A 13,979-nucleotide genomic window follows, 5' to 3' on the forward strand; every position below is an offset into this window, starting at 1 on the left:
CTCAAACTGACCATCAAAGACGTAACGCTCCGGGATTTTTCTCAACGCCGGTGAAAAAAACATAAAAAAATGTCGAGGACGACGATCAGCACTCGTCCTCGTGGGGTTGTCAGTGCGTGGCAGCCTCTGGAATTCTGGCGATTACCTTGATCTCGAAGTCAAAGCCGTACAGCCAGGTCACGCCCACCCCGGTCAATGTCGGGTGCGGCGCATTACCCCAGAACTCCGGTACGATTTTCCAGATGGTCTCAAATCTGGAGGCGGGATCGACGATGAATACCGTGACGTCAATGACATCGTCAAATGTACAGCCGGCCGACCCCAGAATGGCATTGAGGTTCTCAAAAGCGCGCCGGACCTGGTTCTCCAGATCAGGCTCGGGCGAGCCATCCTCCTGGCTACCGACCTGACCAGAGACGAACAGAAAACCGTTGGAGCGGATTGCCGGTGAGTAACGGTTGCGCTCGTAAAGCGCCTGGCGACCGGGTGGAAATACAACGTCACGTTGGCTCATGGTGGGCTTCCTTCTAGTGGATTGAGTGAGGTATCGACGAAACAGACTCTAAGCACTTGCACCCACGGGATAAACGAGCAACCTTAGTCAGCACTGTTTGCGAATCCCAAACAATCCAGACGTTTTAGCCGGGGCAGCAATGGACCGTTTTGATGCGATGCAGGCCTTTGTACGGGTCGTAGAGGCGGGCAGCTTTACCAAAGCGGCCGATACGCTGCACATGAGCAAGACCACCGTGACCCAATTGATTCAGCAACTGGAAGCCAGGTTGCGGGTCAAGTTGCTCCATCGCACAACGCGCAAGGTCAACGTGACTGCTGACGGCGCCGTGTATTACGAGCGGGCGGTTAGGCTCCTGGCCGACCTCGATGACGCAGAAACCAGTCTTTCCAGTGCCGCAGCGTTGCCCAGAGGCCGGTTGCGCGTGGACGTGCCGAGCCCATTGGCGCGAATGGTCCTGATGCCAGCGATGCCAGCGTTTCACAGGAAATATCCGGACATTCAGATCGACATGGGCGTCAGTGACCGTGTGGTCGACCTGATTGGCGATAACGTGGACTGCGTCGTGCGCGGCGGTGAACTCACCGATCAGTCGTTGATTGCCCGCCGGGTGGGGGATTTGCAGCTTGGGGTTTATGCCGCTCCCGGCTATCTGGAACGCCTGGGCACGCCCGCGCACCCTCGTGAGCTGGAAGATTCACTGCACCGGATCGTCGGTTTTTTGTGGGCCCGTACCGGCAAAGCCCTGCCGTACGCCATGCATAACAATGACGAGCATCTGCACATCAACGGACAGCACGTTTTGACGGTGGACGACGGCAACGCCTATCTCGCAGCCGGTCTGGCCGGTATGGGCGTGCTCTGGCTGCCCGATTACATGGCAAAGCCGCACTTGGCAGGCGGTGAGCTGGTCCGGCTATTCGAGGGCTGGCAGATGGAGCCGATGCCGTTATACGTAGCGTTCCCGCCCAATCGACACATCAGCATCAAGGTCAGAGTGTTCATTGATTGGGTTGCAGAACTGATGGCGGTGCATGGGCCGGTCGCTGACCGGTATTCGGTTGATGAGACAGAGAACCCCGCGACATGAACGAGCGACGTCAATTCAGCGGCGGCATGAAGGGCAAGAATTTCCGCTATCTCGGAGATGACTCAACGGCTTCGACTCGCCAGACGAAAGCCGGATTTTTGCTGCTCGAGTACTTCTCGCTGCCTGCATTCACTCAGGCGCTGGACACCATCATCACCGCAAATCTGCTGCGTCCCGGTTTGTTTGCGACCCGTACCTTCGGTTTGCAGGAGGGCGAAGTCGTCAGCGATCTAGGGTTAGTGATTCGACCGGATGCGCAGCTGACCTTTGCGGAAATAAAGGGGCTGGACTTGCTGGTTATCTGTGGCGGCTACCGGACTGAGCTCAAGCATTACCCTGAGCTGTCCGCGTTACTGAATCTGGCGGCGGAGCAGGGTACTGCACTCGCGGGCTTGTGGAATGGCGCGTGGTTTCTGGGTGTTGCCGGTTTGCTCGACAGTTACCGTTGCGCGATCCATCCAGAGCATCGTCCTGCACTGGCTGAAATCTGCAAAGTCACCCACGTCACTAGCGAACCGTTTGTAGTGGACCGGGACCGCTTGACGGCCGCCAGTCCTTCAGGCGCTTTTCACATGGCGCTGGAGTGGATCAAGGCGCTGCATGACAAAGCACTGGTTGAAGGCATTGAGGACATTCTTTCTTTTGAGGAGTCCCGTTATCGGCGTATCAAGAGTTCTGCCCATCTGTCGCTCAGCGCACCGTTGCGTGAGGTCGTGAAACTGATGGATGCCAACCTTGAGGAACCACTGGAAATGGAACAACTGGTGAGGTACGCCGGTCGCTCTCGTCGTCAGGTCGAGCGCTTGTTCCGGGAGCAGTTGGGCACCACACCACAGCGCTATTACCTCGAACTGCGTATCACCGAAGCCCGTCGCTTACTGCAGCACACCGAAATGTCCCAGGTCGAAGTGCTAGTTGCCTGCGGATTCGTCTCGCCCAGCCATTTCAGCAAGTGCTACAACGCGTTCTTTGGTTATCGGCCGTCAAAAGAGAAGCGGCTGGTTCGGTAGATAGCGGCTCATTAGGTTACGTGAGGTTCGCAGGAGTGGCTTCAGCCGCGAGGGCGGGGGCAAAATTTCTGAACAGTTGTCAGGAATAACCCTCTCCCGGCTAAACCACTCCCAAGGCATGCCCAGCGACCTGCGCCTTATTAATGTGTGCTGCCGTCCAGTTTCAACAGCGTCTCAACCGCTTCCCCTGCCTGCAAACGTTGTATCAACAACGGTTCTGCAGCATCACTGGCCAGCGCAATATCGATCACTTGTTCAAGTGCTTCACTGCTGGTGATCAACAAGCCATTATCATCGCCCATCACCCAATCGCCTGGCTCCACCCTGACACCTCCACATTTGATCGGTATCGCCACGGCACTGCCGGTATCACTGCACAACTTGGTGGTCAGTAAACTGGTACCTCGGGCAAATATCGGCAACCCCGCGCCGCGCAGTTCGACGATATCGGTAACGGCACCGTCGACGATGATTGCTTTTGCCCCGCGTGCCGTTGCGGCACAGGAGGTGACCGTGCCGACGCACGCGTGGCGGTGATCGCCTTGCATGTCCACGATCAGCACGTCGCCTTCGGCCAGGCTGGCCAGCGCCCGATTGACGGCGAAGGCGTCAGCGTTGGCGACCTTTAACGTAAAAGCGCGACCCACCACCTTCACGTTACTGAGCATTGAACGGATTTCGTGGGAGACGAATCCTTCCTCAAGGAAATGCCCCAACGTAGCGAAGCTGACACGCTCCAGTTTTTCCCGCAGTTCTTCATCGCTCATCGTTATGCTTCCTTTAATTGCGCAATACAGTCGATTTCCAGTGATACGCCCCACAGCGATACGCAGACCGTGGTCCGTGCCGGTGGCGCATGGCCGAGCACTTCGCTGTAGACCCGATTGAAGGGTTCAAGCTGCGCGGGATCGGTCAGGTAACTGTTGACCTTGATCACATGATCGAAGTCCGACCCGGCCTCGATCAGGATCGCTTCCAGATTGCGCAGGGTCTGGCGCACCTGCTCTTCAAATGTTTCTGGCTGTGAGTCGAGCCCGTCAAAGGCCGGGATCTGTCCGGCGGTGAAGACGAGATTGCCGCTGATGACTGCCTGGGAGTAAGGCCCGACCGGGCCGATGGTGCCTGGCGCTGAGTTGATGCGTTTCATGCTGATCCTCGTGTTCGCTGAAGGCCCTGACACCGAGTTGTCGCGCGTTGACTGCAGGAGCTGTCGAAGGCTGCGATGACGATGACTCAGGCCAATCGCTTTCGCAGTGTTCGGCAGCCCCTACAGAGTTGTCGGTAGTTCAGGGGATAGTGGGTCTCAATCAGCCATGAATGGCTGCTTCCTTGGTCAGGTCGCGCTTGAAGGTTTCGCTTAGCAAGAGCAGCGCAATCAGTGAAATAGCGGCCGAGCCGATCATGTACCAGGCGACCGAAGAACCTTTACCGGTCAAGGACAGCAGTGCCGTGGTGATGATCGGGGTTGCAGCACTACCCAGCAAACCGGACAACATGTAAGCAACTGACAGCCCGGAATAACGCACCCGGGTACCAAACAGCTCGGCCAGGAAGGTCGCAATAGGCCCATAGTTGGCGGCGAAGGCGGTCATCAGCAGCATGTAGCCCAGGAACACGAACGGCAGCTCACGGGTGTCCATCAGCCAGAACATCGGGAAGGCCACCACGGCCTCGGCGATAATCCCGCCAATGATCACGGGCTTGCGTCCAATACGATCAGACAGCGCGCCGAATGCCGGCAACAGAAAGACGCAGAGCGCACAGGAGGCCAGAACCACACTGAGCATGATCGTGCGGCTAAAGCCCAGCGTCTGGGTGCCGTAGGTCAGGCCAAACGCAACGATGATGTTGAAAGAGGCGCCGGTGGACATGGTAGCGATGCCGCCCAACAACACCTGTTTCCAGTATTTGCGGCAGATCTCTGCAAGCGGCACCTTGATGTGCTTTTCGGTTTTCTGCGCTTTGTTGAAAGCAGGGGTTTCGCTGATATTGAGGCGAATATACAAACCCACGGCAATCAGCAATGCGCTGGCCAGGAACGGAATACGCCAGCCCCAGGAGAGCAAGTCTTCGGCTGGGAGCAGGGCGGCAATGGCCAGAAATGCCAAGTTGGCAAGCATGGTTCCGGCCGGTACACCGATCTGTACCCATGAACCATAGAGTCCGCGCTGATTAGCCGGGGCGTGCTCCACGGCCATTAGCACTGCGCCACCCCATTCACCCCCCAGTGCCAGTCCCTGGATGATCCGCAGCGTTAGCAACAGGATCGGCGCCCAGATACCGATGCTGGCGTAATCGGGCAGTAAACCGATGGCGAAAGTCGCTGCGCCCATTACCAAAAGCGAAATCAACAACATCGACTTGCGCCCCAGCTTGTCGCCGAAGTGACCGAACAGCGCGGCGCCTACGATGCGCGCACCGTAGGCCGAAGCAAAGGTGCCGAACGCCAGCAATGTGCCGATCAGGGCATCAAATGCCGGGAAGAAAATCTTGTTGAACACCAGTGCAGACGCGGTTGCAAAGACGAACAAGTCATACCATTCCACCGTGGTGCCGATGACGCTGGCGATGGCGACCTTTTTCATGTTGACCGGCGTTTCCGTTACCGGCGCCTGGCTTTCTACATACGCAGAGCTGTTCATGCCTTATGTCTCCAAAATGAGCGTATGCCCAAAGGATTGAGTTATTGATTGGCAGTTCTACGAGGAGTTGGCGCGTGCTGATCAGCGAGCGCCTGATTGTTTATCGGGCATCTGCGCGCCCTGCCTGCCGGCGTTGAGGCCGACAGGTGCTTGTGGTGACGGATATCGGGCTAGCGCTGAATCCGCTCAACAATTGCGTTGAGCAGCACATCGCAGCCCATGCGTGCATCTTCAGGTAAAACGTCTTCGGCCTCGTTGTGGCTCAGGCCGCCAACACAAGGGATGAACACCATGGTGGTCGGGCAATGCCGAGCCAGCAAGATGGCGTCGTGGCCTGCGCCGCTGACGATGTCCTGATGTGGATACCCCAGCGCCTCGACGGCACGGCGCACCGCTGCGACGCAATCCTTGTCGAACGGAGTGGCCGGGCTTAGCCAGTGGCGCTGGATGTCCAGAGTCAACCCGCGGGCGTCCGCCACCTGCTGGAAACGCTGTTGGACCTGCTGTTCCATGAGCGCAATCTGCTCGTCTTCGTGGTGACGCAAATCGACCGTGAAATTCACGCTGCCTGCGATGGTATTGCGCGACGATTTGGCGATGCTCAGTTGACCGATGGTGACCAGACCTTTGGGGGCGTATTCGTCCGCCAAAGCTTCAAGTTGCGCAGCCATTTGCGCTACGCCAAACAGCGCGTCCTTGCGCAGTTTCATCGGTGTAGTCCCGGCATGGGCGCTCTGGCCTTTGACCTGCACGTCCAGCCAGCAAATCGCCTGGCCGCCCGTCACCACGCCCACCGGGATGCCGTTATCTTCAAGAATCGGACCCTGTTCGATGTGCGCTTCGAAATACGCATCGAAAGGACGTTTGAAGGGGTGCTCACCCACATGCCCGGTGGCGTCCAGCGCTTGAGCGACACTGATACCATCCGCATCGCAGGCGTCCAGCGCGGTCTGTAATTCCAGGCTGCCGGTGAATACTGCAGAGCCAAACATGGCAGGTGTGAAGCGCGCACCTTCTTCATTGGTCCAGACCGCGATCTCGATCGGCCGCTGGCTCTGGATGCCTTGTTCGTTCAGGCAACGCACCACTTCCAGACCACTCAGCACGCCGTAGATACCATCGAAGCGACCACCTTTGGGCTGGGTGTCCAGATGGCTGCCCATCACGATCGGCTCAAGCGTGTCGTCCAGTCCGGCGCGGCGGGCGAACAGGTTGCCGATGGCATCGAAGCTCAGGGTCATGCCTGCTTCCCGACACCAGCCCATGAACAGCTCACGCCCGGCTTTGTCTTCAGCGGACAGGGCCAGACGGCAATTGCCGCCTTTGGCTGTGGCACCGACTTTGGCCATGTCCATGAGGCTGCCCCAGAGCCGATCACCGTTGCAGTTGAGTACGTTCATCATTAAACCTCTTGCGCTTGCTTCAGTAACCCAGATCCGGGTCAACCAGGTTATTCAGGGGTTCGCCGTTGATAAGGCGGCGGGCGTTTTCTGCGACCTGCTGCGCAATGCAATCGTCGGAGGCTGCGGAGGCCATGTGCGGGGTAATGATCACGCCCGGCATCTGCCACAGAGGGTCGTCGACCGGCAGCGGCTCCTGCTCGAACACATCCAGCACCGCGCCGCGCAGATGCCCGCTGACCAACGCCTGTTGCAAGTCATCAACAATCAGGTGCTGCCCGCGTCCGGCATTGACGATTACCGCGCCAGGAGCCAGGGCGGCAAACGTCTTGCTACACAGAATGCCTCGGGTGGCATCGGTCAAGGGCAGCAGGTTGACCAGCATGTCCAGCCCGTTGAGGAATGCCTCGAACTGCTCGTCACCGTGATGACAGATCACGCCCGGGATTTCTCGCGGGCTACGTGCCCAGCCCCTTACGGCGTAGCCTGCACCGGCCAGATCACTGGCGATTGCGGCACCCAGCGAACCCAGTCCCATTACGCCTACCTTGAACTGACCGGCGGGCTGTTGTGGATGACGCTGCCAGGCGCTTTGGCGTTGCTGTGCGGCCACGCGATCAAAGTCGCGGTGAAAATGCAGCACGGCCCAGCGCACGTATTCGGTCATGCCTCGCCGATGGTCAGGGTCCACCACGCGGCAGGCGGGAAGGTCCGCTCGACTCGGGTCCGTGCGCAAGTGATCGACACCGGCGCCCACCGAATGCACCAGTTGCAGGTTGGGCAGGTTCGCCATGCTGCCTGCGGGTGGATACCAACAGGCGGCGATTTGTGCCTCGACGGCGGCCGGATCATCGGGCAATACCACCTTGAGTTCAGGCGCGTTACGGGCGAATGCGGCTTGCAGTTCGCTGTTCAGAACGGTGTCATTGGTCAGCAGGACGATGGTGGTCATGAGCAGTAGGACTCGCGTTGGTCTTCGATCAAGGTCAGTGCTGCTTTCCAGCTCAACTGAATGATTTCTGCGGCTTCATCGCGATCAAACTGTTGGGCTGTCAAACGGCATACTTCCTCGCTGGGTTGCACGAGTTTACTGTTACCGGACAGGGCTTGAACCTGTGCCTGACACGCTCGCTCGAGAAAATGTATCTCGTGAAACGCTTGAGCCACGCTGCCACCACCCGCCAACAGGCCGTGATTGCGCAGGATCATCGCTCTGTGGGGGCCAAGATCCGCCACCAGTCTCTCGCGTTCTTCCAGTGACAGCGCAATGCCCTCATAGGTGTGGTAAGCGAGCTTGCCGTAGAACTTCAAGGCGTGCTGGCTGATCGGCAGCAACCCCTGTTCCTGGGCGGCAACGGCCATGCCTGCGGCCGTGTGGGTATGGATCACGCAGTTCAGGTCTTCACGCGCCATGTGGATCGCTGAGTGGATGACAAAACCCGCAGCGTTGACCCGGCTGTTTTCGATATCGCCATTGACCACCTGACCGTGCTGATCGATGCGCACCAGATCGCTAGCCGTCATCCGGTCGAAGATCACGCCGTACCGGTTGATCAGGAAGTGATGCTCAGGGCCCGGAATGCGCAGGCTGATGTGAGTGTCGATCAAGTCCGTCATGCGAAAGTGCGCGATCAATCGATACAGGGCCGCCAGTTCGCAGCGGGCTTGCCATTCCACGGCATCGAGAGTGTCTGGGGTGTTCATGAAAGCTCCTTGTTGAAAGCTGGCTGTGCAGCCGGACTGTTTTCGCCGCGCAGCCGGGCCAGGCCACAGACACCGAACAGCGAAATGCCTGCCAGCACACTGAAGAAGATCGCTAGCGGTAACCACTGTCCCGCGTAGTGAGTTGCCAGCAAGGTGCCGACGATGGGCGTTGTGCCGCCGGCGATGGCACAGATCAACTGGTAGGCAATGGAAATGCCGCTGTAACGCAGGTGCGCTGGAAAAGCCTGAGCCATGTAGCCAGCAATCACCGCATACAGCGCCGACAGGGTGATCACGGCCATAGCGATGCCAAGGGTCATCAACGCTAGATTTTGCGTGCCGACCAGTAAAAACATCGGGTAGGGCATGGCCATGGAGAGCAGCGCCGCCAACATCAGGAAGCGGCCTTCGCCAATACGTTCAGCCAGCAAAGCGCTGATGGGCTGGGAAATGAATTGCAGGACGGTCACGATAAACAGGCAGTCGAGGATGGTCGCCCGGGAGATGCCCTGATACTGGGTCACGTAAGTAATCATGAAGGTGTTGGTGAAGAAGAATCCTGCCGAGCCAATGGTGACGGCACAGGCTGCGAAGAGAATCTGTCGCCAGCAGGTGCGCAGCACGTCCAGCACCGGGTATTTGGCAGTCTCGCCTTTCTCTGCGACTTCTTTGAATTCCGGTGATTCTTCAACGCCAAAGCGGATCGCCAGGCCAATCATCATTAGCACGCCGCTGGCCAGGAACGGCAAACGCCAGCCCCAGTCGGCGAATTCAGCAGGCTCCAGAGAAGTCACCAGCCTGAATGCAATCAGCGCGAGCAACAAACCGGCCGGGCTGCCCAGTTGTGCGAAAGAGGCATAGAAGGTTTTACGACCCTTGGGTGCATGCTCGCTGGCCATCAAAACCGCACCGCCCCATTCGCCGCCGACAGAGATGCCTTGCACGATGCGCAACGCCACCAGCCCGATTGGCGCCCAGATACCGGCAGTGGCGTAGCTTGGCAGCAGACCAATCCCTGTTGTCGCCAGGCCCATCAGCAGCATGGTGAACAGCAACATCTTTTTCCGGCCCAGACGGTCACCCAGGTGCCCGAAAACCATCCCGGCCATGGGCCGTGCGATGAAGCCGACAGCAAAGGTACCGAAAGCCGCGAGGGTGCTGAGGCCGGGAGTATCACTGGGAAAGAACACTTGCCCCAGAATCAATGCAGCCGCAGTGGCATAGATGTAGAAGTCGTAGAACTCAATAGTGGTCCCAACGAATGCCGCGGCAGCCGCGCGACGAGGCTGATTGGATGAGGTTCGCATGCAAGGCCCTTTTTGGTTTTGGCGTTATGGCAGGGATTGAGGCTGGTCACGTAGCGCTCTGGGGGCGCTTCCCTGCTTTATCGCTCGCTGCCTATAATTAATCAATTTGCTAATACTTATTTTGTGTATTAGCCAGGCTACTAATGGTGCGGTGATGAACAACGACGAATCGGTCGAAGCACAAGGCAAGTGGCAAGGTCGGCGCTTTCTCAATGATCGACTGGACTGGAACCTGTTGCGCACGTATCTGGCGATCGGTCAGGAACGCAGTATCAGCCGTGCGGCGGCAAGGCTTTTCGTCACGCAGTCAGCGGTCAGTCAGTCGCTGAAACGCCTTGAGGAACAGCTCGATTGTGCGTTGATCGTGCGCAAGGGCCCGCGCTTCGATCTGACTCAGGCCGGAGAGGAGGTGTTTGGGATTGCCCAGGAAATGTATGGCAATGTCTCGCGCCTGGGCACGGCAGTTGAGGGCGCCGAGGAAGAGGTCGTTGGCAAGGTGCGTGTGCTGTCCATCAGTCATGTGCAGTCACCGCTCTATGACGACTTTCTTGCGGACTTTCATCTGTTGCATCCGCGTGTCGAGCTGGAACTTGAAGTCATGCGCAGTTCGGACATTCAGAGTTCGCTGAACCAGAAAACTGCCAGTCTGGGCATCGGGCTGTGCCGCTTCCCCCAGGCGAAACTGGAGCGGGTTTTGTTAATGCGCCAGCGCTACGCATTCTTCTGCGGCAAACGACATCGGCTGTTCGGCAAACGAGGGTTGGCGCTGGACGCGTTACAGGGCGAGAACTTCGTCAGCTTCACCAGCGACCAGCTTGGCGGCAATCTGTCGCCGTTGACAGTGTTCCGTGATCAGCAGGGCTTTACCGGAAAAATCGTCGCATCATCGCCCAGCTTTGAAGAGATTCGGCGGTTGATCATTGCCGGTTACGGGATCGGTTGTTTGCCTGAACACCTGGTGGACAATGATTTGCACAACGGCCTGATCTGGCGTTTGCCACCGGCTGACGGTGTGGTGGATGTCGATATGTTTCTGATGTGGAACCGTGATCAGCGGATGAACCGCGCCGAGACGGTTTTTATCGAGTCGTTTCGGCGAGTCATCGAAGAGGCGTTTTGATCAGCAGGTTATTTCGCGTGCCAGCCTAACTGGCTGGAAATGCGCTGCGTGGCTTCCATCAGCTGTTTGACGTAATCCTGCTTGAGTTCTTCGCGAAAGCGGAAGCAGGGAAATGAAACGCTCATGCCACCGATCACATGACCAAAACGGTCGCGGATCGGCGCTGCCAGACAGCGCATGTTGTCTTCAAATTCTTCATGGTCTTCGGCATAACCCTGGTCGCGAACCACCTGTAATTCCTGCAAATAAGCATCGACGGTTGTCAGCGTGTTGGCTGTGCGGCGCTCGAAGCTTTCTTCCTGCAAGTGCGCCAACAATTCCGGCTGATCCAGCCATGCCATCAAGACCTTGCCGATCCCGGTGCAGTAAAGCGGCGCGCGGCGCCCGATACGCGAGTACATCCGCAGGTTGTACTTGGAGTCGATCTTGTGCACGTAGACGATGCTGCCTTCGTCAAGAATTCCCAAATGTACGGTTTCGCCGGTCAGCTCATTGATACGGCGCATGCCTGGCTCAGCCTCGCGGACGATGTCCAGATGGGGCAGGGCCTGGGCACCCAACTCGAACAGTCGAACGCTGAGCCGGTAGCGGTCTTCGGCGTCCTGCACCACATAGCCACGCGCCTTGAGTGACTGCAAAAAGCGGTAAACGGTGCTTTTGGACATGTCCAGTTTCTGCGCGATTTCCGATACGCCGCTTTCCTCGGGATGTTCTGCCAATGCCTCTAGTACCGCCATGGTCCGGCCTACTGCGGAGACCAGTTCATTGTTCTGGAGAGTGCTGTTGTCCATGAAGGCTCCAACGGGAACGGAAAACCCAAGGATATACGCTAGCGAATCAAAACGCTGTTTCATTTTTCTTGACGGTGAGGAAAATCTGATCAAAACTCGGCCACAAGCTACAAATGAAACGCCGTTTTAAAAATAATAAAGGCGCGTAATGATGAATGCGATTTCTAAACACCGGCCGCAATCCGTTTCACCCAAACCCGTGAAGGTAGCGATGGTGGGTGAGTGCATGATCGAGATGCGTGCCGAGTCAGCTTCAGACTTCAGCCAGACGTTTGGCGGTGACACACTCAACACCGCCGTCTATTTGGCCCGATTGAATCCAGCCGCGCGCATTGCTGTTGATTACGTGACCGCCATCGGTGCCGACAGCTTCAGCGACGCCATGCGCCAGTTGTGGTGTGATGAAGGCGTCGGCAACCAGAACGTGCGGGTGATCAAGGACGCATTGCCGGGCCTTTACGTCATCCAGACCGATACGCGCGGCGAACGACGTTTCGTCTATTGGCGGGGCCAGGCCGCAGCGCGGCGCATGTTCGATGGGCCTGAGGCAGATGTGTTGCTGCAGGCACTGGCCGATTACGACTACCTCTACCTGAGCGGCATCAGCCTGGCGATCCTCACGCCCGATGGCCGCGCTCGCTTGCTGCAGGCTGTTGTTCAAGCCCGGGCATCCGGCACCCGGATCGTTTTTGATAACAACTTCCGTCCCCACCTTTGGCCAGACGCCAACACGGCGCGTCAGGTCTATAGCGACATGCTGCGCCTGACCGATCTGGCCCTGATCACCTGGGAGGACGACGAAGCCTTGTTTGGTTACGCCGACGTCGAGTCCCTGTTCAGTGCCTATGCGAGCTTCGGCGTGGACGAGGTCGTGCTCAAGCGCGGCGCGGCGTCATGCCTGATCAACTGCGCCGGCGAGCGCTTCGAAGTGCCTGCCGAAGCCGTGCGCAACATCGTCGACACCACGGCGGCAGGCGATTCGTTCAGCGCCGGATATCTCTCCTGTCGCCTGCAAGGCGGCGCCCCGGATCTCGCGGCTCAGTGGGGACATCGACTGGCCGCTCAGGTCGTTCAGCATCGCGGCGCACTGATCCCCTTGGCCGCGATGCCCAGTCTCGATATGCCTTCTTTTTCTTTTGCCGCAGAGGCCCGCAACTGATGAAAATCATTGAAGCCCGCGTGATCGTGACCTGTCCGGGTCGCAACCTGATCACTCTTAAAATCGTCACGGATGCCGGTATTTACGGCATCGGTGATGCGACCCTCAATGGCCGTGAACTGGCGGTAGTCGCCTACCTTGAAGAACACGTACTGCCCGCGCTGATCGGTCGCGATGCTCATCGTATCGAGGACATCTGGCAATACCTGTATCGCGGGGCCTACTGGCGCCGTGGCCCGGTGACCATGACCGCGATCGCCGCGGTAGACATCGCGTTGTGGGACATCAAAGCCAAGGCGGCCAACATGCCGTTGTATCAGTTGCTGGGTGGCAAGAGCCGCGAGCGGGTGATGGTCTACGGGCATGCCACCGGCAAAGACATCGAGGGTTGCCTGGACGAAGTCGCCCGCCATGTCGAGCTAGGTTACAAAGCGGTGCGCGTGCAGTGCGGGATTCCCGGGATTGCGACCACTTATGGCGTGGCCAAGCGCAGCGGCGAGCGTTACGAACCGGCTGACAGCGATTTGCCTGCCGAACATATGTGGGACACCGGCAAGTACCTCAACTATGTGCCCAAACTGTTTGCAGCCGTTCGCGAGCGTTTCGGTGACGACCTGCACATTCTTCACGACGTCCACCATCGCCTCACGCCTATCGAGGCCGGTCGGTTGGGTAAAGCTGTTGAGCCGTTCAACCTGTTCTGGCTGGAGGACTGCACCCCGGCAGAAAATCAGGCAGCGTTTCGCCTGATCCGTCAGCACACCACCACGCCATTGGCGGTGGGTGAAGTCTTCAACTCGATTCATGACTGCCGCGAGCTGATCCAGGAGCAGTTGATCGACTACATCCGCGCCACTCTGGTACACGCAGGTGGCATTACTCATGTGCGACGCATTGCGGACTTTGCCGCGTTGTTCCAGGTTCGTACCGGCTTTCATGGCGCGACTGACCTGTCGCCAGTGTGCATGGGCGCGGCGCTGCATTTCGATACCTGGGTGCCCAACTTCGGCATTCAGGAACACATGCCTCACGACGAGCGAATCGACGAAGTCTTTCCTCACGCCTATCGCTTTGACGACGGCCATTTCACCCCCGGCGAAACCCCGGGGCATGGCGTCGACATCGACGAAACCCTTGCGGCGAAATACCCCTACAAGCGCGCCAGCCTGCCGGTCAATCGCCTGGAAGACGGCACGCTCTGGCACTGGTAAGCCCGGCTTCGATACCAGTAAAAAACGATTT

14 protein-coding genes are annotated in these 13,979 nt (G+C 58.3%); 5 read left to right on the forward strand and 9 right to left on the reverse strand.

From position 1 onward, the window contains the following. Positions 1-109: 109 nt before the first annotated feature. The gene (locus AUC60_RS01320; protein WP_087264225.1) at positions 110-514 is read right to left on the reverse strand and encodes a RidA family protein; all 405 of its coding nucleotides are present in this window, start codon (positions 512-514) and stop codon (positions 110-112) included. A 139-nt stretch (positions 515-653) separates the two neighbouring features. Between AUC60_RS01320 and AUC60_RS01325 the strand changes: the two genes are divergently transcribed. Both AUC60_RS01325 and AUC60_RS01330 read left to right on the forward strand, forming a co-directional pair. Then, complete coding sequence (locus AUC60_RS01325) at positions 654-1,604, forward strand: LysR family transcriptional regulator (protein WP_087264227.1); 951 nt, start codon at positions 654-656, stop codon at positions 1,602-1,604. Next, the gene (locus AUC60_RS01330; RefSeq protein WP_087264228.1) at positions 1,601-2,614 is read left to right on the forward strand and encodes a GlxA family transcriptional regulator; all 1,014 of its coding nucleotides are present in this window, start codon (positions 1,601-1,603) and stop codon (positions 2,612-2,614) included. The genes AUC60_RS01325 and AUC60_RS01330 overlap by 4 nt, the downstream gene beginning before the upstream one ends. Positions 2,615-2,754: 140 nt before the next feature. On the opposite strand, the gene AUC60_RS01335 is transcribed toward AUC60_RS01330, so the two are convergent. From AUC60_RS01335 to AUC60_RS01365, 7 genes are all read right to left on the reverse strand, one after another. Then, positions 2,755-3,381 (reverse strand): RraA family protein, encoded by a 627-nt coding sequence (locus AUC60_RS01335; RefSeq protein ID WP_087264230.1) that lies wholly within the window; start codon positions 3,379-3,381, stop codon positions 2,755-2,757. A gap of 2 nt (positions 3,382-3,383) precedes the next feature. Continuing rightward, on the reverse strand, positions 3,384-3,761 hold the full coding sequence (locus tag AUC60_RS01340; RefSeq protein ID WP_087264232.1) for a RidA family protein: 378 nt from the start codon (positions 3,759-3,761) through the stop codon (positions 3,384-3,386). Between the two features lie 160 nt (positions 3,762-3,921). Then, the gene (locus AUC60_RS01345; RefSeq protein WP_087264233.1) at positions 3,922-5,256 is read right to left on the reverse strand and encodes an MFS transporter; all 1,335 of its coding nucleotides are present in this window, start codon (positions 5,254-5,256) and stop codon (positions 3,922-3,924) included. 170 nt (positions 5,257-5,426) lie between these two features. Beyond that, positions 5,427-6,656, reverse strand: coding sequence for a Zn-dependent hydrolase (locus AUC60_RS01350; RefSeq protein ID WP_087264488.1), 1,230 nt, complete (start codon positions 6,654-6,656; stop codon positions 5,427-5,429). A 22-nt stretch (positions 6,657-6,678) separates the two neighbouring features. Next, positions 6,679-7,608 (reverse strand): 2-hydroxyacid dehydrogenase, encoded by a 930-nt coding sequence (locus AUC60_RS01355; RefSeq protein WP_087264234.1) that lies wholly within the window; start codon positions 7,606-7,608, stop codon positions 6,679-6,681. After that, positions 7,605-8,360 carry a class II aldolase/adducin family protein gene (locus AUC60_RS01360; RefSeq protein ID WP_087264236.1) on the reverse strand — a complete coding sequence of 252 codons (756 nt, stop codon included), beginning with the start codon at positions 8,358-8,360 and terminating at the stop codon, positions 7,605-7,607. The genes AUC60_RS01355 and AUC60_RS01360 overlap by 4 nt, the downstream gene beginning before the upstream one ends. Then, a complete protein-coding gene (locus tag AUC60_RS01365; protein ID WP_087264238.1) occupies positions 8,357-9,667 on the reverse strand; it encodes an MFS transporter in 1,311 nt (436 codons plus the stop codon). Before AUC60_RS01365 ends, AUC60_RS01360 begins: the two co-directional genes overlap by 4 nt. 154 nt (positions 9,668-9,821) lie before the next feature. Here AUC60_RS01365 and AUC60_RS01370 point away from each other — a divergent pair, with 154 nt between their 5' ends. Further along, positions 9,822-10,787 carry a LysR family transcriptional regulator gene (locus AUC60_RS01370; protein WP_087264240.1) on the forward strand — a complete coding sequence of 322 codons (966 nt, stop codon included), beginning with the start codon at positions 9,822-9,824 and terminating at the stop codon, positions 10,785-10,787. A gap of 8 nt (positions 10,788-10,795) precedes the next feature. On the opposite strand, the gene kdgR is transcribed toward AUC60_RS01370, so the two are convergent. Further along, a complete protein-coding gene (kdgR, locus tag AUC60_RS01375; protein ID WP_087264242.1) occupies positions 10,796-11,578 on the reverse strand; it encodes a DNA-binding transcriptional regulator KdgR in 783 nt (260 codons plus the stop codon). 151 nt (positions 11,579-11,729) lie between these two features. Here kdgR and kdgK point away from each other — a divergent pair, with 151 nt between their 5' ends. After that, positions 11,730-12,737 carry a 2-dehydro-3-deoxygluconokinase gene (gene kdgK / locus AUC60_RS01380; protein ID WP_087264244.1) on the forward strand — a complete coding sequence of 336 codons (1,008 nt, stop codon included), beginning with the start codon at positions 11,730-11,732 and terminating at the stop codon, positions 12,735-12,737. Next, entirely contained in the window at positions 12,737-13,948 is a 1,212-nt protein-coding gene (gene manD, locus AUC60_RS01385; protein WP_087264246.1) for a D-mannonate dehydratase ManD, read from the forward strand. The genes kdgK and manD overlap by 1 nt, the downstream gene beginning before the upstream one ends. Positions 13,949-13,979: the final 31 nt, after the last annotated feature.

This window comes from Pseudomonas caspiana (assembly GCF_002158995.1).
Classification (GTDB): Bacteria; Pseudomonadota; Gammaproteobacteria; order Pseudomonadales; family Pseudomonadaceae; genus Aquipseudomonas; species Aquipseudomonas caspiana.